Here is a 20,925-nt window from a genome sequence, read left to right as displayed (position 1 = left end):
TGTGGGGAGGCCGGCGGAGGTCACCGGGGCCCTCCCTCGGTACGGGTCCCTGCGGGCGGGACGGTGGCGGGCAGGGCCTGGGCGGCAGCGGGTGACGCGGGCGTGTCAGCAGCGGGTGGCACGGCAGCTGGTGGCACGACGGTGGCCGCCGGGGGTCCCGCGGCGGCGGCCTGCGGTTCGGCGGCGGGCAGGGCCCGGCGCCGGTGCAGCCGCGCGACGGCCGCGGCCGAGGTCAGGCCGAGGGCGAGGCAGCAGCCGAACGGCAGCCAGGAGGGCCCGGTGCTGCCGGCGCTGTCCATGGCCCAGCCGATGCCCGCGCTGCCCGCGGCGGCCGCGATGCCGGAGACCGCGTAGAAGAGGCCGTAGTAGGTGCCCGTGAGACCGGGGCGGCCGAACGCCGGGATCAGCTCCATCACGAACGGCTGGGCGATCATCACCCCGAGGTGCAGGAGCAGGACGCCGGACAGCACCACCAGCAGGTGCAGCGGGTGGGGCCCGGAGGCCCCCGCGACGAACATCGGGGGCACGAAGCCCAGCCCCATGACCGCCAGCCCGGCGGCGATCCAGCGGGCACGCCCGCCGGTGGCGCCGAGGCGGCGGGTGATGCGGAGCTGGAGGAGCACGTTGGCGACGGTCCCGATGAGGAACAGCAGCCCTATGGAGCCCTCCCAGCCGGAGGCCCGCACGGCGGCGTGCGGCAGCAGCAGGTACAGCTGGTTCTCCAGCCCGTACATGCCGATCATGGCGAGGGCGAAGGGCAGGAAGCCCCGGCTGCGGGCCGCCTCGCGCCAGTCCGCGAACACCCCGGTGTCCGGGGCGGGGTTCTTCCGGGCGGGCAGCACCAGCAGCTGGGCCAGGGTCAGCAGGGCGAACACGGCGGCCGCGGACACGGCGGCGGCCCGGAAGTCCACGAGGAGCAGGAGGGAGCCGAGCAGGGGGCCGAGCAGGGCGCCGGTGGTGGCGAAGACGTTGAACAGGGCGAAGGCCTCGGCCTTGCGGTCGCCGGCCTCCAGGGCGACGTAGGTCCGTACGGCGGGGTTGAACAGGGCCCCCGCGAGCCCGCTGAGTATCGACGCGGCGAGCAGCAGCGGAAGCGCGTCGCCGAGGGCGAACAGGGCGAACCCGGCGGTCCGCAGGGCGCAGCCCGCGATGATGACACCGCGGGCGCCGAGCCGGTCGGCGGCCGAGCCGCCCAGCAGGAACAGGCCCTGCTGGCTGAGGTTGCGCAGGCCCAGCACCACGCCGACGACCGCGGCCGACAGCCCGAGGTCGTCGGAGAGGTGCGTGGCCAGGTACGGGATGAGCAGGTAGAAGCCGGTGTTGACGCCGAGCTGGTTGACCAGCAGCAGGCGTACGGGGAGGGGGAAGCCGCGGACGGCCGTCAGTGTCTTCACCGCGGCCCCCCGGCGCCGTCGGCCCGGTGGCCGGGCGCCTCTCCACCGGCCGCCCGTCGTACGCCGAGCCCCGGGCGGCCGGAGGTGCGTACGGTGCCGTCCGCTCCGCCGATGCCGGTCCAGGGGTCGTCGGCGAGCAGCAGGTGCCCGTCGAGGTCCACCCAGCGGGCGCGGCCCGCGAGGTGCACGGCGGGGGCGATGCCGAGCGAGCTGGCGGTGAGGCACCCGAGCATCAGGTCGGTGCCGGTGCCGCGCAGGGCCGCGTGGATGCGCAGGGCGGCCCGGACGCCGCCGCACTTGGCGAGTTTGACGTTGACGCCGTGGACGCGGCCGGCGAGCGCGACCGCGTCCTCGTAGGAGACGGCGTCCTCGTCGGCGATGACGGGCACCGGGGAGTCCGCGGCGACGCGGGCCAGGGAGTCGGGGCTGCCGGGTGCGACGGGCTGCTCCACGGCGGTGACGCCGAGGGCGGCGAACCGCGGGAGCAGGTCGCGGGCCCGGCGCTCGGACCAGGCGCCGTTGGGGTCGAGCAGCAGGCTCGCCCCGGGGGCGGCGGCGCGTACGGCCTCGACTCGGGCCAGGTCCTCGGCCGGGTCGGGGTGTCCCGCCTTGACCTTGAGCACGGTGAACCCGTCGGCGGCGAGGCGGGCCGCCTGGACGGCGGCCGCGGCGGGCGCGGTGATGCCGATCGTCCGGGCGGTCGCGGCGGCGGGTCCGGTCGCGGGTCCGGTCGCGGGTCCGGCACCGGAGGCGACGGCGCCGGCGCCGGCGGGCACGGCGAGCCGGTCGGCGGGGTCCGGGGGTGCGGCGCGGTTCGCGCCGGCGGCGGGGGCGCGGCCGTCGTCGGCGTCCGGATCCAGCAGCCGGTGCGCCGGGCTGCCCGCCCGTTTGCCGGCCAGGTCCAGTACGGCGGCCTCCAGCGCGGCGAACACCCCGGGCGGCAGCCCGTGCCAGGCGCCTCCCCTCCGCAGGCGGTCGCTCTCGGCCCCGTCGGTCTCGGCCCAGGCGGTCTCCGGGTCCGGGAAGCGCTCGGTGGCGGCGCGCGCGGCGGCGAGGTGGTGCAGGATCCGGGCGGTGGGCAGCCCGAGGTGGTCGCTGCTGACGACCTCGCCCCAGCCCCGCAGGCCGCCGTGCTCGACCACGGCCCAGACGGCGTCGCGGCGGGTCATGACGGAGCGCGAGATCCGCAGCGGCCGGGCCAGGCGCAGGTCGGCGACGTGCCAGGTGAGCTTCACGCGGCGCCCCCGCGGATCGGCCGCGGCACGGACGCGCAGCGGGTCCAGCCGGTGGCCTCGACGGAGCGGGGGTGCGGGATCTCGACGGGGCGCACGGCCCGTTCGGCGGTGTCCAGGCCGTGGGCGTGACAGAAGTCGTCGTCGTAGACGGTGCCGAGGTAGCGGTGCGGTCCGTCGGGGAAGACGGTCGCGACGACCGCGCCGGGTTCGGTCCGGGCGGCCCAGGCGGAGACCAGGGCGACGGCGCCGGTGCTCCAGCCGCCGCTGACGAAGCCGGACCGGGCGAGGCGGCGGCAGGCGTCGACGGCCTCGGCGGGTCCCACCCAGTGCACCTCGTCGAAGGCCTCGTGCGCGACGTTGGCCGGGTGGATGCTGCTGCCGAGGCCGCGCATGAGCCGGGGGCGGGCGGGCTGCCCGAAGATGGCGGAGCCGACCGAGTCGACGCCGATGACCTTCAGCCGGGGCCAGCGGCGGCGCAGCGGACCGGCCAGGCCCCGGCTGTGTCCGCCGGTGCCGACGCTGCACACCAGGACGTCCAGGTGGTCGAGCTGGGCGGTCAGTTCGGCGGCGAGCGAGCGGTAGCCGGCGGCGTTGTCCGGGTTGTTGTACTGGTCGGGCCAGTAGGCGCGGGGGGTGAGGCGCAGGATCTCGCGCAGTCGGGCGATGCGGGCGGCCTGCCAGCCGCCTTCGGGGGCCGGGCGGTCGACGAGTTCCAGCCGGGCCCCGTACGAGCGGAGCAACTGCCGCATGGACGGTTCGAGTTCGCTGTCGCCGACGAGGATGACGGGGTGGCCGAGGGCCTGGCCCGCGAAGGCGAGGCCGATGCCCAGGGTGCCGGAGGTGGACTCCACCACGGGTGCTCCGGGGAGGAGTTCGCCGCGGGCGCGGGCGCCGTTCAGCATGGAGACGGCCGAGCGGGCCTTCATCCCGCCCGCGCCGAGGCATTCCAGTTTGGCCCAGAAGCCCGGTTGGGCGTACGGGAGTTCGGTGCGGATCCGGGCGAGGGGGGTGCGGCCGAGCAGGGGCAGGAGTTCGGGGCGGGCGGTGGTGTCGGCCGCGGGGCGGGGCAGGATCGGGGTGACGGTCATCGGGTGCCTCCGTAGTGGTGCACGGTGCCCGGTCCGCCGTCGAGCCAGAAGAACGGGTACGGCTCGGCGGACACGGCCGTCACTCCGGCGCCGAGGAAGCGGGGCAGGACGGCGCTGCCGGTCTGCGCGAACATGACGAGGGGCTTCCCGGTGGCGGCGGCGTGGTCGAGCAGCGGCTGGAAGGTGCCGTTCCCCAGGGTCATGCCGGAGGCGAGGACGGCGTCGCAGTGCTCCAGTTCGGCGAGGGCGTCGGTGCGGATCGGCTCGCCCCACTCGGTGGCGCCGCCCTTGAGGTCGCAGGGCACGTAAGGGGTTCCGCGCTCGCGCAGCCGCTCCAGCAGGGAGTTCACCACGCCGACGACGAGGACCCGGCCCGGACCGCCGCGGGCCGGCGGGGGCAGCAGGTCGACGACGGCGCGGGCCCGCGCCCGGGAGCGGTGCAGCGAACCGCCGGCCGGGAGCGGGTGGGGGCGGGCCCCGTGTTCCGGCGTGTGCGGGCGTACGTGCATGAGGTACGCGTCGAGCGCGGCGATCCGTACGGGGAGCAGCGGGTGGTCGAGCAGGTCGGCGATGGAAGCGCCCGCGCAGTCGTCGAGCACGGCCGCGGTCGGGGCGCCGGGCTCCACGGCGCAGGAGCCGACGGCGGCGCCGAGCCGCAGGCTGAGGACCTCGTTGCGGTAACCGCCGCGGCGGCCCTCGTGGCGTACGGCCTGGGCGGTGGTGAAGGCGAGGGCGACGCGCTGCTCTGCGGGGTCGGGTCCGTGGAGGCCGGCGCGGACGCCGTCGAGGAGGCCGGCGACGGTCCGCACGGGCTGTTCACGCAGGGTGGTGGCGTTCACGCGGGCACCGCCGCGGGGAGGTCCTGGCCGTCGTAGGCGGGGCGCAGCCGGGCGAGGAGCCGTTCGGCCGTGCCGCGGGCGCCGGGGCCTTCGGTGTCGGCGGTCATGATGTGCCCGAGGTACTCGTTGTTGCTGGTGGCGGGCCGGACGGTGCGGCCGGGCCGGGCGAGGTCCAGCTCCAGCACGCCGGGCTCGCGGCGCACCTCGTCCGCCCCGTCGACGGCGGCGAGGGTGCCGGTGCCGCCGGGCAGCAGGAACGCGACGGCGGCGCTGCGCACTCCGGTGGGGCGGGGGGCGAGGTCGGGGGCGCGGCCGAGCGCGACGTCGACGCAGGCGGCGGCGAGGTCGACGCCGGTGACGTGGCGGACGAGCTCGGTGATGCGGTTGCCGGCGGGCCGGGGGTTGACCTCGACCAGGCGGGGGCCGGCGGGGGTCAGTCTGATCTCGGTGTGGCAGACGACGTCGTCGAGGCCGAGGATCCGCACGGCCCGCACGGCGGTCTCGGCGGCTTCCCGGGCCCGTGCCGCGCCGATGTCGGCGGGGAACATGTGGCCGGTCTCGATGAAGGCGGGTGCTCCGCCGAGGCTCTTGTCGGTGATGCCGACGACGTGGACGGCTCCGGCGTGGGAGACGGTCTCGACGCTGACCTCGGGGCCGGTGAGGAGTTCTTCGAGGAGGAGGACGGGCGCGCGTTCCTGCCCCCGGGCGTTGACGGGGAACTCGGCCACGGCCCGGCAGGCGCGTTCCAGCTCGGCCTCGTCGCCGACCTGGCGGACGAGCATGCCGGCGCACAGGTCGACGGGCTTGACGACGAGCGGGTAGCCGATCTCGCGGGCCGCGGCCAGGGCCTGCGTCGCATCGGCGCAGACGGCGAACCGCGGGCCGGGGACCTCCGCGTCCGCGAGGACCCGGCGGGTCCGGTCCTTGCGGCAGGCGTTCTCCACGGCGCGGGGGGCCGGGCCGGGCAGCCCGAGGCGCTCGGCCGTGCGCGCCACGGCGGGCAGGTAGTAGTCGCAGGAGGAGAGGACCCCGTCGAAGCCGAGCAGGCCGTGCAGCCGCTCGACGAAGGGCAGCAGCGTCTGCGTGTCGTTGGTGTCGGCGGTCACGATGTGGCGGGCGGCGAGCAGCGGGTGCGGTCCGTCCGCGGGCGCGGTGGGGCGCAGGTAGTGGTGCAGGTCCCGGGTGAGGAAGGTGAAGTCGTGTCCGCCTTCGCGGATCGCGCGGGGCAGGAGCCTGCTCATCGACCCCACCCAGCTTTCGACAACCAGCAGGTGTCCCAAGGGATTTCCTTTCGGAGGGCATGACCGTCTCGGGCATGCGTGTGAAGCCGGACGTCTGGCGGCAGCCGTCCGGACCGAACCCAGACGGACGTTATCCGAAATCGTTTTCATTTCCAATAGCGGGTGGGCTGTGCGGTCGCCGGGGCTGGCCTATGCTCGGAGAAGGGGCTGCTGCGACCCGTGGAGGGCGGCTGTCATGACCGAGGCGAGCGAAGCGGACCGGGCCGATCTGGCACTCAAGGCCAAGCACCGCGCCATGTGGGCCCTCGGCGACTACCCGTCCGTGGCCACGCACGTCATCCCGCAGCTCGGCGCCGTGCTCGTCGACGAGTGCGGCGTGCGGACCGGCGACCGGGTGCTGGACGTCGCCGCGGGCACCGGCAACGCCGCCGTTCCGGCCGCCCTGGCCGGGGCCGACGTGGTGGCGTCCGACCTCACCCCCGAGCTGCTGGATATCGGCCGCGCGCTCGCCGCCGAACGCGGCGCGGAGCTGGAGTGGCGGGAGGCCGACGCCGAGGCCCTGCCGTTCGCGGACGGCGAGTTCGACACCGTGATGTCCTGCGTGGGCGTCATGTTCGCCCCGCACCACCAGGCCGCCGCCGACGAGCTGCTCCGCGTCTGCCGCACCGGCGGAACCGTGGGGCTGGTCAGCTGGACCCCGGAGGGGTTCGTCGGCCGGATGTTCGCCACGATGAAGCCCTACGCTCCCCCGCCCCCGCCCGGGGCCCAGCCGCCGCCGCTCTGGGGCGACGAGGAGCACGTCCACGAGCTGCTCGGTGACCGCGTCGGCGACGTCGTCGCCCGGCGCCGGACGGTGCGCGTGGACCACTTCGCGCAGCCCGCGGAGTTCCGCGAGTTCTTCAAGGCCTGCTACGGCCCGACGATCGCCGTGTACCGGAGCCTCGAAGGCGATCCCGACCGGACGGCCGCCCTGGACGACGCCCTCGACACACTCGCCCGCGACCACCTGACGGACGGCGCGATGGACTGGGAGTACCTGCTGCTGACGGCCCACCGGCGCTGACCGCGCCGGCTCCGGGCGGCCCCCGCCTCACCCCAGGGAAGGGTGGGCCTCGGGGTGCGCGTCCCACCAGGCCTTGTGGAAGGCGTTGTTCGCCACGTCGGCCACGTAGGCGCCGGCCGCGGCCCGGAACAGCAGTTCCGCCTGCCGGGCCGAGACCGTGGCCCGGTTCCAGGCCAGCCGGATCCGTCCGGTGACCGGCGCCCCGAGGAGCGGGCGCATCACGGTGCCCGCGGCCGTCGGGGCCGTCGGCTGGGTGAGGGAGACGGCGCGGCCGGCGGCGATCAGGTCGTAGTGCATCTTGCGGTCGGTGATCCGGTAGCGCAGTGACGGCGTGAACCCGGCCTTCGCGCACGCGGCGAGGAGGGCCTCGGGGCCGCCGTCGTCGTCCACCACCAGCGTCATCCAGGACTCCCCCGCGAGGTCGGCCAGGTCGATCACCTCCAGGTGAGCGAGCGGGTGCCGCTCGGATAGCCGGACGCAGAACGGTTCCTTCGGGACCAGCGTCCTGGCCGCGCTGCCGCCGGGGAGCGGCACCTCGTGGTCGTTGACCTCCCCGTACACGATGGCGTCGTACTGCCCCGCGCCCAGCATCCGCGCCAGCGCGGTCACCGAGTCCTCCAGGTCGACGGTGATCTCCTGACCGGCCATGGACTGGTCGGTGCGGGCGAGCAGTCCGTCGAGCAGGACCAGCAGGATGCAGCCGAGCCGCAGCGGGGTGCCGGTGGCGATCTCGCGCGCCTCGGCTCCCAGCGCGTCCATCTCGCTCAGCACCCGGCGGGCCTTGGCCAGCACGAACTGGCCCAGCGCCGTCGGCTCCACGCCGTTGCGGCCGCGGACGAACAGCTCGCCGCCGGTGACCTTCTCGATGCGGCGCAGCTGGGCCGAGAGCGCGGGCTGGGACACCCCGAGACGTCGTGCCGCACCCCCCAGGCTGCCCGCTTCCGCTATGCGGCAGACCGCTTGCAGGTGCCTCAACTCCAGCTGCATCCGGGCAGCGTACGCAGCGGGCCGCCGCCGCACCATAACCCGGACCTTATGCCTGCCGGGATGTCCCGATCCCGCCATGTCCACGCCCATACTCGGCGGCGAACGTGCACGTTCCCCATCCCCATCCCCGCCCCCACCCCCCACGATCGGAGTGGACGTTGCAGCCCACCAGATGGACGGCAGCCGTGGCAGCCATGGCGCTGACCGCGAGCCTCGCCGGCGCCCTGGCCGGGACGGCGTCGGCAGCGCAACAGGCGCAGCCCGCACCGTCACAGAAGGACTCCCCGGCCGCCCGCGCGGTCGCCGCCGCCGACCAGGCCGTCAACAGCGGCCTCGACTCACTCGTCAACTCCTCGCAGGAGCAGTACGAACGACGCCTCGTCACCCCCTGGGTGCAGGACCTCTTCTCGGTCGCCTACGAGCGCAGCTACCGCGGCCTGCCGGTCGTCGGCGGCGACGCGGTCGTCCTGGCCGACGGCGCCGGCAAGGTGCGCGCCCTGCAGTCCGCCTCCTCCGTGCGGATCGACGTGGCGACCCGGCCCTCCGTCTCCGCCAAGTCCGCCGAGTCCACCGCCCGGACGAAGCTGGCCTCCGTGGACAAGGTCGAGTCGAGCCGCCTCGTCGTCCGCCTCAAGGACGACAAGCCGGTGCTGGCCTGGGAGACCGTCCTCTCCGGCCGCACGAAGACGGCGCCCAGCAAGCTGCACGTCTTCACGGACGCCCGCGGCGGCGGCTTCGTCGACAGCTACGACGACGTCGTGGCGGGCAGCGGCAACAGCAAGTGGAACGGTCCGAACCCGCTGACCATCGACACCACGGCCTCGGGCTCCACCTACTCGCTGCGCGACCCGAACCGGACCGGTCTGAGCTGTGCGGACTACAGCACGGGCACGGTCTTCTCCAAGTCCTCGGACTCCTGGGGCACCGGCAACCCCACGTCCAAGGAAACCGGCTGCGTCGACCTGATGTTCGCCGCGCAGAAGCAGTGGGACATGCTCGGCCAGTGGCTCGGCCGCAACGGGGTCAACGGCAACGGCCGCAGCTTCCCCGCCAAGGTCGGCCTGAACGAGCTGAACGCCTACTGGGACGGCAGCCAGGTCACCATCGGGCGCAACAGCGCCAACGAGTGGATCGCCGGCGTGGACGTGGTGGCCCACGAGTACGGGCACGCCATCGACACCAACACCCCCGGCGGCACCAGCGGGCAGGAGTCCGGGCTCGGCGAGGCCACCGGGGACATCTTCGGCGCGCTGACCGAGGCGTACATCAACCAGCCCTCCCCGTACGACACCCCCGACTACACCGTCGGCGAGGTGATCAACCTGCAGGGCCGCGGGCCGATCCGGAACATGTACAACCCGCCCGCCGTCAACAACGACCCGGCGTGTTACAGCTCCGCGATACCCGGCACCGAGGTCCACGCGGCGGCCGGCCCGCTGAACCACTGGTTCTACCTGCTGGCCGAGGGCACCAACCCGGGCGGCGGCAAGCCCAGCAGCTCCACCTGCAACCAGACCACGCTGACCGGCGTGGGCATCCAGAACGCCGGCAAGGTCTTCTACGGCGGCATGCTGCTCAAGACCAGCAGCATGTCCTACAAGAAGTACCGGACGGCCACCCTGAGTTCGGCGAAGTCCCTGGACCCCGCCACCTGTGACCTGTTCGTCAAGACCAAGGCCGCCTGGGACGCCATCAGCGTGCCCGCCCAGGCCGGCGACCCGACCTGTACGCCGAGCGGCCAGAACAACGACTTCTCGCTGGCGCTGAACCCCTCCTCGGGCACCGTCCAGCAGGGCGCCTCGGTCACCACGACCGTCGCCACCAACACCACGACCGGCACCGCCCAGTCCGTGACCCTCACCGCGAGCGGGCTGCCCGCCGGGGTGAGCGCCTCCTTCAACCCCGCCACCGTGCAGTCCGGCCAGTCCTCCGTACTGACGCTGACCGCCACCGCCAACGCGGCTCCCGGTTCGTCCACCGTCGTCGTCAAGGGGCAGGGCAGCACGCTCTCCCACACGGTCGACTTCGCGCTGAACGTCGGCGGGACCCAGCCTCCCAACGACCCCCCGAACATCAGCGTGGCCAACGTACAGGCCCACCTCGCGCAGTTCGGTACCATCGCCTCGCAGAACGGCGGCAACCGCCGTGCGGGCAGCGCCGGTTACACCCAGTCCCTGGCGTACGTGAAGGGCAAGCTGCAGGCGGCCGGGTTCACCGTCACCGAGCAGAACTGCAGCTCCTGCACCTACCCCTCCAACAACCTGATCGCCGACTGGCCGGGCGGACCCGCCGACCAGACGATCATGTTCGGCTCCCACCTCGACGGCGTCTCGGCCGGCCCCGGCATCAACGACAACGCTTCGGGCTCCGCGACGCTGCTGGAGAACGCCCTCGTCCTGGCCCAGAAGAACCCCACGATGACGAAGCACGTGCGCTTCGCCTGGTGGACGGACGAGGAGCAGGGCCTCAACGGCTCGAAGTTCTACGTCAACCAGCTCAGCAGCGCCCAGCGCAGCGCCATCAAGGGGTACTACAACTTCGACATGGTGGGCTCCACCAACGGCGGCTACTTCATCAACAACGTCAACTCCGCCACCGCCGCCCCGCTGAAGGCGTACTGGACCTCGCTGAACCTCGCGCCCGAGGAGAACACCGAGGGCCAGGGCCGCAGTGACGACTACTCCTTCCAGCAGGCCGGCATTCCCACCTCCGGCTACGCGGCCGGGGCCAGCGCCCGCAAGACCTCGGCGCAGGCCACCAAGTGGGGCGGCACCGCGAACGCCGCCTACGACCCCTGCTACCACAGCTCCTGCGACACCACGAACAACATCAACGCCACGGTGCTGGACCGCAGCGCCGACGGCGTCGCGTACACCGTCTGGAAGCAGGCCGTCGGCGGCGAGACCCCCGCGCAGGACTTCTCGCTGAGCACCAGCCCGTCCGCGGGCACGGCCGCGCCCGGAGGCTCGACCTCCGCCACGGTCAACACCGCGACCGTCAGCGGCGCCGCGCAGACGGTCGCCCTGTCGGTATCGGGTGCTCCGGCGGGCGTGAACGCCACGCTCAGCCCGGCCTCCGTACAGTCCGGCAACTCCTCCACCCTGTCCGTTCAGGTCGGCGCGAGCACCGCGCCGGGCACCTACACCCTGACGGTCACCGGCTCCGGCACCGTCAGCCACACCACCACCTACACGCTGACCGTCAGCGGCGGGGGCGGCACCTGCACCCCGCGCCAGCTGGTGGTCAACGGCGGCTTCGAGAGCGGCTCCACCCCGTGGACCGCGACCTCGGGCGTCATCACCAACCAGGCCGGCCAGGCTCCGCACGGCGGCAGTTACAAGGCCTGGCTGAACGGCTGGGGTTCGGCCCGTACGGACAGCGCCTCGCAGACGCTGACCATCCCGTCCGGCTGCTCCGCGTACCAGCTGTCGTTCTTCCTGCACATCGACACGGACGAGACGGAGAACGTGGTCTACGACCGGTTCACGGTCTCGGTCGGCGGCCAGACCCTGGACACCCTGTCCAACCTGGACGCGAACACCGGCTACACGCAGAAGACGTACGACCTCTCCCGGTTCGCCGGCCAGAGCGTCGTGCTCAAGTTCACAGGTGCGGAGGACCAGTCCCTCCAGACCTCCTACGTCGTGGACGACGTCGCGCTCCAGGTGAGCTGAGGCCCGCCCGACCACAGGACGCCGGCCCGGTCCCCTCGCCGAGGGGGCCGGGCCGGCGCGTGCGTTCAGGCGTCGAGAGCGGCGATGACCTCGGCGGTGCTGGCCACCCGGCCGATGCGCGGGAAGATCTTGCCGAAGCTGTGCGCGTGGGACTCCGCGTCGGTGTCGGCGGTGGCGTCCTCCGCGAAGACCAGCTCGTAACTGTTCTCCCAGGCGGTACGGGCCGTCGACTCCACGCCGACGCTGGTGGAGATGCCCGCCAGCACGATGCGGTGGATGCCGCGGCGGCGCAGCTGGAGGTCGAGCTCGGTGCCGGTGAAGGCGCCCCAGTGCCGCTTGGTGACGACCACGTCGCCGAGGGCCGCGAGCTCCGGAGGGATCTCGGAGAACGCGGCCGGAGGCGCGGCGGCCGGGCCGGGGCGGTCGACGTCGGTGGTGGGCAGGTCGCCCCCGTCCGCGGACCAGGCGACCTTCACCAGGACGACGGGCAGCTTCCGTGCCCGGAAGGCCTCCGCGAGCCGGATGCCCTGCTTCAGGACCTCGTCGGCGGGCTTGGCCGTCGGGAGGGCCAGGATGCCCCTCTGCAGGTCGATGAGGACCAGGGCGGTCTGCGCGTCGAGGCTCAGGTCGGTCATGGGGCGCTTCCTTCGGTTCGGGGCCCGCCCGGGGCGGGTCCTGCGGTCGGATTCCGGCCCGGGGCGGAGCCAAGGGGCGGCATCGGGTCCGGCGCGGGTCACCGGTCAGGTCTCGGCCAGCCGCCGGAGCAGCGGCACGGCGGACGCGAGGGTCCGCCGTTCCGCCGGGGTGAGCCGGTCGGCCATCAGCACGGCGAGGCGGCCGTGGCCGGCCTCCCGGCGCTCGTGCAGGAGACGGCGGCCCCGGTCGGTCAGCGTGATCACGCGTCGGCGGCCGTCGGTGGGGTGCGGGGCACGCTCGACGAGCCCGGCGGCCTGCAGGCCGGCAACCGTGGCGTTGAGCGACTGGGGCCGGATCCGCTCCGCCCGGGCCAGGTCGGTCAGCGTGCCGGGGCCGTCCCGGTCCAGGCGCTTGAGCAGGGAGGTCTGCGACAGGGTCGTCCCGGTGTCCGCGGCGGCCGCCCGCAGGTGCCGTACGAGCACACCCACGGCCAGTTGGAGCTCCTCGGCCGTGTCCCGGAGCCGCTGTTCGCCGGACTGCTGTTCCCCTGCCATGACACGACGATAAGGGACATACAGCCTGACTACCAAGCTTGCCTTAGCATTCCCGCGTGGACGCATCAGGGGTGGCACGACGGACCGGGCACTCCCTACGGGGGCTCTGGGAGGTCTACCTCTCCCGCGAGGCCTCCGCCCGTTTCGACGTGCACCTCGCGCTGGGCACCGCCGTCATGGTCGGCGTTCCCGTCATGACGGGCGCGGCCACCGGGAGGACGGGCGCCGCCGTCGTCTTCACCCTCGCCGCCTTCCTGACCTCACTGGCCGCCCCCGCGCCGGACCCCGCCGGGCGCGTCCGGCAGTTCGCCCTGCGGGTGGCGATGCTCACCGCCGCGCACGCGGTCGGCATGCTGACGGCGGGAAACCTCTGGGCCACCGCCGCGGTGTCCGCCGTGGCCGCGCTGCTCGTACCGCTGCCCGGGGTGGCGATCACGCCGATGATCGTGCTGGTCACGGGAGCCACGCCGGAGCCCGGCCTCGGTCCGGTGGCCCACCTGCTGGTGTTCGCCGCCGGCAGCCTCTGGGCGGCGCTGATCCTGCTGACGCCGTTCGTGGGCGGCCGCTACGGCCCGGCCCCGGTGCGCACGCCCGGCCGGCGCCGCTCGCTGCGGGCGGCCGTCGTGGCCGGCGACCCCCAGGTCCGGTACGCCGTCCGGCTGTGCCTGTGCTTCACCACCGCGTACGTCGTGCTCGGCCTGCTGGCGGTACCGCACTCCAGCTGGGCGCTGATCGGCATCCTCACCACCCTGCGCCCGACCTGGGGCGCGACGCGCAGCCGGGTCGTCAAACGCCTCACCGGTACCGCGGCGGGCTGCGCCCTGACCGCCCTGCTGCTCGCCCTCACCCCGGCCTCGCCCTTCGCGCAGGGGCTCGTCGTGACGGCCCTCGCCGCGGTCGCGCGGCCCCTGCGCGACGTCAACTACGGCTTCTGGCCCGTCTTCGGGACCCCGCTGCTGCTCCTGATCACGGACTTCGACCGCTCCCTGGGCTGGGTGGACCTCGCCGAGCGGATGGCCAACAACATGCTGGGCGCCCTGCTCGCCACCGCGGCCACCCTGTTCCTGTGGCCGGCCCGGGAGGAGGGGCGGATCCCGCAGCGGGTGTCCACCCTGCTCGACACCCATGCCCGGTTCGCGGAACGGGTGGCCACCATCGTGGAGTTCGGCCCGCCGCTGGAACGGGAGTACCGCGTCAACCGGGCCGAGGAGGCGGAGGCCTCCCTGCGGGACGCCCGTGCCCGGCTCGCCACCCGGCGCGGGGCGGCCCCCGAACTGCTCGACGGCCTCGACGCCCTGTGCGGGGCAGCCGCCCGGCCCGCCGGCTCGCGGGTCGCGGGGCCGCCCTGAGCCCCCGCTGACGCGGGCCACGTACGCGCTGGTCGGCGCGGCACTGGCGACGGCGGGCACCGCCGTCCGCATCACCCGCCGCGACGGCGCCGGGGCCGGCACGCACGGCCGCAGGGGGAACGGGGTCAGCGGCTGACCGGCCGACCGCGCTCCGGGGAGATGACGCCCGCGCGGGTCCGGCCGCCACTGCACTCGCCGCTCACGCGCGGGGCGGGGCGCTCCTCGACCACCCGCGGGCCTCGCCCTCGTCGATCAGGCGCCGTCCGGCCTCCCACAGCACGGAGGAGGCGTCCCCGATCACCGCCTTCCGCGCGCGGACGTCGTCGGCGGTGACGCCGGGGGTGCGCCATGTGCCGCCGCGCGCCATCCAGTTGAGGAGCAGGGGCTGCAGCCGGTCCATGGCCTTGGCGAACCGCGCTTCCGGTGTGCGGCGTTCCTCGAACTCGTCCCACAGGGCCCGCAGCCGCCGGGCCTGGTCGGCCGGGAGCAGGGCGAAGAGCTCACCGGCCGCGGTAACCTCCCGCTCCTGCTGGTCGATGCCCGCGGCGGTGTCGTACAGAGGGGTGTCACCCGCGTAGATCTCCACGAGATCGTGCAGCAGGACGAGCTGGATCGTGTGCCCGACGTCGATCGGCTCGTCCGAGTGCTCGGCGAGGACCACGACCATCATCGCCAGGTGCCACGAATGCTCCGCGTCGTTCTCGCGACGGTCCGCCGCGACGAGCGGGGACTGTCGCAGGACCGTCTTGAGCTGATCGACCTCCACCAGGAAGGTGAGCTGGGATCGCAGCCTCGCGTCGAGGCCGTCGGGGAACGGCGTCTTCTCGGCGAGCGGGCTCCGGCGTTCTTCGTCCATCCCCCGATGGTGGCACGCACGCCGCGGCCCGTGCGGCGCCGGCTCCGCCGGAGCCTCCGGTCGGTGGCCCTCAGGTGCGGCGTTCGGGGGCGACGAGCGCGGTCAGGCCGTAGTCCAGCTCCGAGCCGTCGACGAGCAGGGCCTCCACCGTGCGCGTGCCCGGATCGATGTCGGCCTCCATGCCCTGGCCGCGGTAGCGGGGGTACCCCGAGGCGCCCGTCTCGCCCGTGGCCTCGACCACGGCGGACCGCAAGGCCTTGGCCGCCGGTTCGGCGCCTCGCAGGTTCTCGATGTGTCCGGGTACCAGCAGGATCTCGAAGCGCTGCGGATCAGTGGTCATGCCCCGAAGCTAGACATGCTCCGGGCGGGCAGGCAAGGACCGCCGCGCCCTCGGCCGCGTCGCACGCCGTACGGGAGCACACGCACTCCCGCGCGCGGCAGGACCCGGCCCGCGACACCCGCCCGGCGGTCACACGGGGGCGGGGGCGCGGCGGTCCTCACGGACCAGGAAGACGGCCACCAGCGAGAACGCGATCATGAGGATCGTCGCCGCCGAGGCGAGGAGGGACCAGCCACCGGTGTGATCCGTGACGGCTTCGTCGACGCCACCGCTGGCGAGGAAGGTCGTCGGGTCGGTGAGGGCGTGGAGGACGATCGCGGACCAGATGGTGCCGGTGAGACGCATGACGAGGTACATGCACACGCCGAATCCGAAGGTGTACACGACCGTCAGGAGCACCGTGCTCGCCTTCATCCCGGACAGCAGGTTGATCACGTGCATGAGGGCGAACAGGAGCGAGGACACCACCATCACGAACCGCTCGGAGTGGCCGGCACCGCGCAGCATCTGGACCGCGAGGCCCCGGGTCGCGAGCTCCTCGGCGAGGCCGACGCAGACGCCGAGGAGGGCCAGGAGAAGGATCTGCTCGGGCCGCCAGGTGCTCCAGTCGGTCGCCGCGGCGTGGCTGACCACGGCGATGAGCACGAGTCCGGGACCGATCCACATCCAGGGACGGCCCGCGGCCGGCTGCCTGCCGAAGACGGAGCGCAGCCGGCCGATGAAGGCGGTGAAGCCGACCAGGGTCACGGCGCCGATCCCGATCGGCAGCACGAGGCCGAAGAAGATGCCGGCGCCGGTCGCCAGCACGTTGTCCTTGTCCACCTCGTCGCCGAAGACGGCGCCGACGGCGAGTCCGACCAGCAGGTAGTACGCCAGATACCCGGCGATCACCAGGACGGCCTTCCCCAGGGTCGGCCTCTCGAAGAAGCCTCGCCCGGGGACGACGACCGGCCCGCCGTCGACTCGCTGCACCATGACACTCCTCACGATTCCTACCCTTTTCGAACTATCGAACAATAGGCCACCAGAACCCCCCGGCCGTTCACGCCCCGGGGACCCCGGCGGCCGGCGGGACGGCGGGCGGGTAGCCGCGGGCCCGGACGAGTTCGCGGGTGAGGTCCGTGAAGGCGCGGGCCGCCGCGCTCCGGTACGCGCCCTCCCGGCGCAGCAGCACCACCGTGCGCGGCGGGAGCGCGGGCTCCAGGGGCACGGGGCGCAGGTGCGGGTGGTCGTCGGTGACGGCGTCCGGGAGCACGGTGACCAGCGAGGTCCGCCGGACGATCTCGGTGAGCGCCTGCACCGAGTTGGCCTCGACGGCGGTGTGCGGCCGCACGCCGTGGGCGGCGAGGTAGGCGTCGACGTGTCCGCGGGTGGCGAAGTCGCCACTGAGCAGGGCCAGTCGATGGCCCGCCAGCTCACGCACGGGCAGCGGTCCGCTCGGCTCCGGGGCCCCGGCACCGGCCGCCGTGACGAGCCCGAGGGTCTCCGTGAACAACGGCGCGGCGGCGATCCCGGCCGCGTGGGGACCGTGGAAGGCGATGCCGAGGTCGTGGTCGTCGGCGAGGAGTCCGGCCTCGATGCGGTCCTGGGGCATCTCTCGGACGTCGAGGGTGATGCCGGGGTGGGCGTCGTACAACGCGGCGACGAGGGGTCCCAGGAGGTACGCGGAGAAGGTGGGGGTCAGGGCGAGGCGCAGGCGGCCGCGCGACAGGTCGGCGAGGTCGAGGACGGCCCGTTCGGCGGCGGCGAGGTCGCGCAGGGCGCCGCGCGCGTAGTGGACGTACGTCGCGCCGGCGTCGGTGAGGCGGACGGCGCGGCCGCTGCGGTCCAACAGCTGGGCGCCGACGGTTCGTTCGAGCTGCTTGACCTGCTGGGAGAGGGTGGGCTGGGAGATCCGCAACTCCTCGGCGGCACGGGTGAAGCTGCCGTGCTCGGCGACGGCGATCAGGTAGCGGAGGTGACGCAGTTCCAGAGCCATGCCGCAACTATAGATGGCATCGATGGCAGACATGGATAGTGCGTCTTAGACACAATAGATGCAGCTCATGCATGGTGGAACCCGTCAGGCCCCGACGGGGCGCACCCCACCAGAGGGAGTGACCATGCACGATCTCTCGGACGGCGTCGCACGCTTCCAGCAGGAGGTCTTCCCGGCCAAGGCGGACCTCTTCGCCCGCCTCGCCGCGACGCACCGGCCGGCCACCCTGTTCATCGGCTGTTCCGACGCCCGCGTGGTGCCGGAACTGATCACCCAGAGCGAGCCCGGCGAGCTGTTCGTCGTCCGGACCGCCGGCAACCTCGTCCCCGCCTACGCACCGGGCCCGGACGGGGTGGTGGCCAGCATCGAGTACGCCGTCGCCGTGCTCGGCGTCACCGGCATCGTGGTCTGCGGGCACTCCGCCTGCGGGGCGATGACCGCCCTGGCCGAGGGCACTGACCTGAGCGGCGCCGCGTCGGTGGCGGGCTGGCTGCGGCACGCGGACGCCTCGGTGGCCCGCACCGCGGACGCCGGTCCGGGCCGGGTCGAGGCGCTCGTCCGCGAGAACGTGCGCGCCCAGCTGGCGAACCTCGCCACCCACCCCTCCGTCGCCCGCGCCCTTGCGGCCGGACACCTCACCCTGCACGGCTGGGTCTACGACATTCCCACCGGCGGCGTCGCGGACGTCGCGACGCCCGCGGCCGCTCTGCCCGCCTGATCCGCACCACCCCTCCCCCACCCCCACCCGTCCACGGAAGGACACCCCTCGTGCTGCACGCCCAGTTCGACCCCACCGCCCGCCAGGCCCTCGCCGTCACCGTCGTCGACGCCAAGACCCGCCGGGACCTCTCCTGGCAGCGGCTCGCCGACGCCGCCGGACTGTCCGTGGCCTACGTGACCGCCGCGCTGCTGGGCCAGCACGCCCTGCCCGAGTCCTCGGCGCGGGCGGTCGCCGCCCTGCTGGACCTGGACGAGGACGCCGTACGGCTCCTGCAGACGGTCCCGACGCGGGGCTCGATCCCCGGCGGCATCCCGACCGACCCGACGATCTACCGGTTCCACGAGATGCTCCAGGTCTACGGAACCACCCTGAAGGCCCTGGTCCACGAGCAGTTCGGCGACGGCATCATCAGCGCGATCAACTTCACGCTGGACGTCCGCAAGGTGGCCGACCCCGAGGGCGGCGAGCGCGCCGTCATCACCCTCGACGGCAAGTACCTTCCGACGAAGCCCTTCTGACCCGCCTACGCGCCGAGCGCACCGCACACCGCACACCGCACACCGCACACCGCACACCGAAGAGCCTCCTGCCCCTGACGAGGGACGGGAGGCTCTGGGGTGTGCGGTGCGGTGCCCGCCTGGACGGCCTTGCGGCCGGCGCACGCCTGCGGAGATTCGGACGCGTGGATCCGGGTGGGACAAGCCGGGGCCCCGTGGGCACTCGCGCAGGCGTCGGAGGCCCCGGCTCGCAGAGGGGACTGCGTCAGCTGCCGGCGGAGAGGTTGCCCGAGAGGACCGGGATGTTGTCCAGGATGTGCGAGAGCGGCTCGTCGCCCTTGGCCTGGGTGGAGTTCTCGGTGCACTGCTGGTTCTGCGGGTTGGACAGGACGTTGATGTCCTGGACACCGACGTTGACCAGCGCCACCAGCGACTGGGCGTTCAGCTTGGCCGGCAGGCCGATGCAGGGCTTGTTCAGCGTGCCCTGGACCAGGCCGAGCTGCGGGCTCAGGTCACCGGCGGTCTTCTGGTTGCCGTAGATCTGCTGGGCACCGTTGCCGTTGACGGTGTTGACGCCGTTGTCGTTGCCGATGGCCATGGCCGGGGCGGCGACGGCGGCGCCGGCTCCCAGGATCGACGCGGTGGCGGCGGCGGTGGCCATCATCTTCTTGATCATCATGGTTCAAGGTCTTTCTGTTGCACGAGTGCACGGTGGTGAGCGCCTTGATCAACGCACGGACCTCCGACAGGTTCCGCAGCTTCACCCGATCAGCCGTGCGGCGGCGCCCCCCGGCCGCGGGGGCGGAGCGCCGGGCGCGGCCTGTACGGTCGGCCGGAACGCACGGAAGGGCGGGTGGGGCAGGTGGTGGCCGCACGGTATGTCACGGAACTGGTGGGCTCGTTCGAGCGGTACGCGGAGCGGCCGGCGATCGGCGTCGGGCCCCGGGTCGCCTCGTACGCGGAGGTGCTGGACTCGGCGTACCGGCTGGCGGGGGCGCTCGCGGAGGCGGGGGTCGGGCGCGGCTCGGGGCTCGCCTGCGTGACGGGCCGCAACCGCCCCGAGGTGCTGGAGGTGCGCCTCGCCGCGCACGTACTGGGCGCCCGGCTGACGCAGGTCCTCGCCGGACCGGCCCTGTCCGGGCTGGACTTCATCCTGCGGGACTGCCGGCCCGACCTGGTGGTGCACGACGTGCCGGTGCCGGCCACCGGGGCGCTCCGGCTCGGCCTGGACGAGCTGCTCGGGCGGGCCGCCGGGCGGAAGGCCGCGGTGGTTCCCGTACGGGCCCGCGAGGACGACGTGGCGCGGGTGACCTACACCGGCGGCACCACCGGGCTGCCCAAGGGGGTGGCCTCCACGTTCGGCGCGATGGCCGCGCGGAACTCGGTGCGCGGCGCGGGGTGGGCGGACCCGGTGTACCTGTCGGTCACCTCCCTGGCGCAGCGGTCCGGCGGGCGGTGCATGGAGCAGCTGCGGGCCGGGGGCAGGGTGGAGGTCCTCGACCCGTTCGAACCGCGGGAGTTCGCCGCGGCCTGCCGGCGTCTGGGGCGGGTCTCGACGTACCTGACCACCTCGATGGTCTACCGCCTGCTGGACGACCCGGAGACCGCCGCCGGAGTGCCCGGCCTGGAGGCGGTCTCGTACGGCGACTCGCCCGTCCACCCCGAGCGGCTGCGGGAGGCGGTGTCCCGCTGGGGCGGGCGGTGGCAGCAGGGTTACGGCATGAACGAGGCGGCGGTGATCTGCCGGCTCACCCCCGCCGACCACGAGGCGGCGGTGGCCGGGCGGCCGGAGCTGGCGGGCTCGGTGGGGCGGCCCGTCGCGGGCGTCGAGGTCCGGGTCCGCGACGAGCGGGGCGCCGAGGTGCCCGACGGGCGTACGGGCGAGGTGTGGATGCGCTCGGCGGCGATGATGGCCGGGTACTGGGGCCGGCCCGACCTGACGGAGGAGGCGCTGAGCGGGGGGTGGCTGCGGACGGGCGACCTCGGGCACCTCGGGCCGGACGGGTACCTGTACCTCGACGACCGGGTCAAGGACGTGGTGATGGTCGACGGGGACAACGTGTACTGCGTCCCGGTCGAGGCGGCGCTGACCCGGCATCCGGGGGTGGCGCGGGCAGTGGTGGTGGGCCGGCACAGCGACGTGACGGGCGAGGAGGTGTGCGCGTTCCTCGTGCCGTCCGCAGGCCGGACCGGGAGCGCCGAGACGGCCGAGGAAGCCTGTGACCTGGTGGAGGAGGCGCTGGCTCCGGCGCACCGGCCCACGGCGGTGTTCTGGGAACGGGAGATCCCGCTGACGGCACGCGGCAAGCCGGACAAGCGGCTGCTCCGGGAGCGCCTGGCCGGCGGCGCGCTGCCGTAGCCGGACTCCCGGGGGCCGGCCGCGGTACCCCTCGGGCGTGGGTGACGGTGACCGGCCAGGGGTGGGTGACGGCGCCCTGGTCAGAGGTGGGTGACGGTCACGCGGTCAGAGGCC

At 73.9% G+C, this 20,925-nt stretch carries 19 protein-coding genes; 6 read left to right on the top strand and 13 right to left on the bottom strand.

Going from position 1 to position 20,925, the window contains the following annotated elements; genetic code table 11:
- Positions 1–20: 20 nt before the first annotated feature.
- The 5 genes from ACZ6S8_RS35820 to ACZ6S8_RS35800 are packed head-to-tail and all read right to left on the bottom strand — an operon-like array spanning position 21 to position 5,836.
- A complete protein-coding gene (locus ACZ6S8_RS35820; RefSeq protein WP_469462126.1) occupies positions 21–1,394 on the bottom strand; it encodes an MFS transporter in 1,374 nt (457 codons plus the stop codon).
- A complete protein-coding gene (locus ACZ6S8_RS35815; protein ID WP_469462125.1) occupies positions 1,391–2,629 on the bottom strand; it encodes a mandelate racemase/muconate lactonizing enzyme family protein in 1,239 nt (412 codons plus the stop codon). The genes ACZ6S8_RS35820 and ACZ6S8_RS35815 overlap by 4 nt, the downstream gene beginning before the upstream one ends.
- On the bottom strand, positions 2,626–3,717 hold the full coding sequence (locus ACZ6S8_RS35810; protein WP_469462124.1) for a PLP-dependent cysteine synthase family protein: 1,092 nt from the start codon (positions 3,715–3,717) through the stop codon (positions 2,626–2,628). The genes ACZ6S8_RS35815 and ACZ6S8_RS35810 overlap by 4 nt, the downstream gene beginning before the upstream one ends.
- Positions 3,714–4,556 carry a Rossmann-like domain-containing protein gene (locus ACZ6S8_RS35805; RefSeq protein ID WP_469462123.1) on the bottom strand — a complete coding sequence of 281 codons (843 nt, stop codon included), beginning with the start codon at positions 4,554–4,556 and terminating at the stop codon, positions 3,714–3,716. The genes ACZ6S8_RS35810 and ACZ6S8_RS35805 overlap by 4 nt, the downstream gene beginning before the upstream one ends.
- Complete coding sequence (locus ACZ6S8_RS35800; RefSeq protein WP_469462120.1) at positions 4,553–5,836, bottom strand: ATP-grasp domain-containing protein; 1,284 nt, start codon at positions 5,834–5,836, stop codon at positions 4,553–4,555. The genes ACZ6S8_RS35805 and ACZ6S8_RS35800 overlap by 4 nt, the downstream gene beginning before the upstream one ends.
- Before the next feature lie 196 nt (positions 5,837–6,032).
- Here ACZ6S8_RS35800 and ACZ6S8_RS35795 point away from each other — a divergent pair, with 196 nt between their 5' ends.
- Complete coding sequence (locus tag ACZ6S8_RS35795) at positions 6,033–6,860, top strand: class I SAM-dependent methyltransferase (RefSeq protein ID WP_469462119.1); 828 nt, start codon at positions 6,033–6,035, stop codon at positions 6,858–6,860.
- Positions 6,861–6,887: 27 nt separating this feature from the next.
- Here ACZ6S8_RS35795 and ACZ6S8_RS35790 read toward each other — a convergent pair whose 3' ends face one another.
- Positions 6,888–7,847 carry a LysR family transcriptional regulator gene (locus ACZ6S8_RS35790; RefSeq protein WP_469462118.1) on the bottom strand — a complete coding sequence of 320 codons (960 nt, stop codon included), beginning with the start codon at positions 7,845–7,847 and terminating at the stop codon, positions 6,888–6,890.
- Between the two features lie 194 nt (positions 7,848–8,041).
- Here ACZ6S8_RS35790 and ACZ6S8_RS35785 point away from each other — a divergent pair, with 194 nt between their 5' ends.
- Complete coding sequence (locus ACZ6S8_RS35785; RefSeq protein WP_469462138.1) at positions 8,042–11,521, top strand: M28 family peptidase; 3,480 nt, start codon at positions 8,042–8,044, stop codon at positions 11,519–11,521.
- 65 nt (positions 11,522–11,586) lie between these two features.
- On the opposite strand, the gene ACZ6S8_RS35780 is transcribed toward ACZ6S8_RS35785, so the two are convergent.
- Together ACZ6S8_RS35780 and ACZ6S8_RS35775 are read right to left on the bottom strand one after the other, a co-directional pair.
- Positions 11,587–12,156 carry a hydrolase gene (locus ACZ6S8_RS35780; protein WP_469462115.1) on the bottom strand — a complete coding sequence of 190 codons (570 nt, stop codon included), beginning with the start codon at positions 12,154–12,156 and terminating at the stop codon, positions 11,587–11,589.
- 105 nt (positions 12,157–12,261) lie between these two features.
- Complete coding sequence (locus ACZ6S8_RS35775) at positions 12,262–12,711, bottom strand: MarR family winged helix-turn-helix transcriptional regulator (RefSeq protein WP_469462113.1); 450 nt, start codon at positions 12,709–12,711, stop codon at positions 12,262–12,264.
- A gap of 56 nt (positions 12,712–12,767) precedes the next feature.
- On the opposite strand from ACZ6S8_RS35775, the gene ACZ6S8_RS35770 reads away from it, so the two are divergent.
- Positions 12,768–14,060, top strand: a complete 1,293-nt coding sequence (locus tag ACZ6S8_RS35770; RefSeq protein ID WP_469462111.1) for an FUSC family protein — start codon at positions 12,768–12,770, stop codon at positions 14,058–14,060.
- Between the two features lie 199 nt (positions 14,061–14,259).
- Here ACZ6S8_RS35770 and ACZ6S8_RS35765 read toward each other — a convergent pair whose 3' ends face one another.
- From ACZ6S8_RS35765 to cynR, 4 genes are all read right to left on the bottom strand, one after another.
- Positions 14,260–14,916 (bottom strand): HD domain-containing protein, encoded by a 657-nt coding sequence (locus ACZ6S8_RS35765; RefSeq protein WP_469462110.1) that lies wholly within the window; start codon positions 14,914–14,916, stop codon positions 14,260–14,262.
- Between the two features lie 70 nt (positions 14,917–14,986).
- Positions 14,987–15,256 carry a hypothetical protein gene (locus ACZ6S8_RS35760; protein WP_469462108.1) on the bottom strand — a complete coding sequence of 90 codons (270 nt, stop codon included), beginning with the start codon at positions 15,254–15,256 and terminating at the stop codon, positions 14,987–14,989.
- A 129-nt stretch (positions 15,257–15,385) separates the two neighbouring features.
- Positions 15,386–16,231 (bottom strand): CPBP family intramembrane glutamic endopeptidase, encoded by an 846-nt coding sequence (locus ACZ6S8_RS35755; RefSeq protein ID WP_469462106.1) that lies wholly within the window; start codon positions 16,229–16,231, stop codon positions 15,386–15,388.
- A 67-nt stretch (positions 16,232–16,298) separates the two neighbouring features.
- Entirely contained in the window at positions 16,299–17,234 is a 936-nt protein-coding gene (gene cynR / locus ACZ6S8_RS35750) for a transcriptional regulator CynR (RefSeq protein WP_469462105.1), read from the bottom strand.
- A gap of 124 nt (positions 17,235–17,358) precedes the next feature.
- Between cynR and ACZ6S8_RS35745 the strand changes: the two genes are divergently transcribed.
- Together ACZ6S8_RS35745 and cynS are read left to right on the top strand one after the other, a co-directional pair.
- The gene (locus tag ACZ6S8_RS35745) at positions 17,359–17,952 is read left to right on the top strand and encodes a carbonic anhydrase (RefSeq protein ID WP_469462103.1); all 594 of its coding nucleotides are present in this window, start codon (positions 17,359–17,361) and stop codon (positions 17,950–17,952) included.
- Between the two features lie 50 nt (positions 17,953–18,002).
- Positions 18,003–18,473, top strand: coding sequence for a cyanase (gene cynS / locus ACZ6S8_RS35740; RefSeq protein ID WP_469462101.1), 471 nt, complete (start codon positions 18,003–18,005; stop codon positions 18,471–18,473).
- Between the two features lie 244 nt (positions 18,474–18,717).
- On the opposite strand, the gene ACZ6S8_RS35735 is transcribed toward cynS, so the two are convergent.
- Positions 18,718–19,128: a rodlin gene (locus ACZ6S8_RS35735; protein ID WP_469462136.1), complete on the bottom strand. Its 411-nt coding sequence runs from the start codon at positions 19,126–19,128 to the stop codon at positions 18,718–18,720.
- A 189-nt stretch (positions 19,129–19,317) separates the two neighbouring features.
- Between ACZ6S8_RS35735 and ACZ6S8_RS35730 the strand changes: the two genes are divergently transcribed.
- Complete coding sequence (locus tag ACZ6S8_RS35730) at positions 19,318–20,811, top strand: class I adenylate-forming enzyme family protein (RefSeq protein ID WP_469462100.1); 1,494 nt, start codon at positions 19,318–19,320, stop codon at positions 20,809–20,811.
- Positions 20,812–20,925: the final 114 nt, after the last annotated feature.

Source organism: Streptomyces sp. NPDC048461, from assembly GCF_055587105.1.
This window is presented reverse-complemented; position numbering and strand designations above follow the sequence as displayed.

What these genes read in the sequence shown, in the direction of transcription:
- ACZ6S8_RS35810 (WP_469462124.1), bottom strand. Translation starts at nt 3,717, where the DNA reads ATGACCGTCACCCCGATCCTGCCCCGCCCCGCGGCCGACACCACCGCC.
- ACZ6S8_RS35795 (WP_469462119.1), top strand. Translation starts at nt 6,033, where the DNA reads ATGACCGAGGCGAGCGAAGCGGACCGGGCCGATCTGGCACTCAAGGCC.
- ACZ6S8_RS35790 (WP_469462118.1), bottom strand. Translation starts at nt 7,847, where the DNA reads ATGCAGCTGGAGTTGAGGCACCTGCAAGCGGTCTGCCGCATAGCGGAA.
- ACZ6S8_RS35785 (WP_469462138.1), top strand. Translation starts at nt 8,042, where the DNA reads ATGGCGCTGACCGCGAGCCTCGCCGGCGCCCTGGCCGGGACGGCGTCG.
- ACZ6S8_RS35780 (WP_469462115.1), bottom strand. Translation starts at nt 12,156, where the DNA reads ATGACCGACCTGAGCCTCGACGCGCAGACCGCCCTGGTCCTCATCGAC.
- ACZ6S8_RS35775 (WP_469462113.1), bottom strand. Translation starts at nt 12,711, where the DNA reads ATGGCAGGGGAACAGCAGTCCGGCGAACAGCGGCTCCGGGACACGGCC.
- ACZ6S8_RS35765 (WP_469462110.1), bottom strand. Translation starts at nt 14,916, where the DNA reads ATGGACGAAGAACGCCGGAGCCCGCTCGCCGAGAAGACGCCGTTCCCC.
- ACZ6S8_RS35760 (WP_469462108.1), bottom strand. Translation starts at nt 15,256, where the DNA reads ATGACCACTGATCCGCAGCGCTTCGAGATCCTGCTGGTACCCGGACAC.
- ACZ6S8_RS35755 (WP_469462106.1), bottom strand. Translation starts at nt 16,231, where the DNA reads ATGGTGCAGCGAGTCGACGGCGGGCCGGTCGTCGTCCCCGGGCGAGGC.
- cynR (WP_469462105.1), bottom strand. Translation starts at nt 17,234, where the DNA reads ATGGCTCTGGAACTGCGTCACCTCCGCTACCTGATCGCCGTCGCCGAG.
- ACZ6S8_RS35745 (WP_469462103.1), top strand. Translation starts at nt 17,359, where the DNA reads ATGCACGATCTCTCGGACGGCGTCGCACGCTTCCAGCAGGAGGTCTTC.
- ACZ6S8_RS35735 (WP_469462136.1), bottom strand. Translation starts at nt 19,128, where the DNA reads ATGATCAAGAAGATGATGGCCACCGCCGCCGCCACCGCGTCGATCCTG.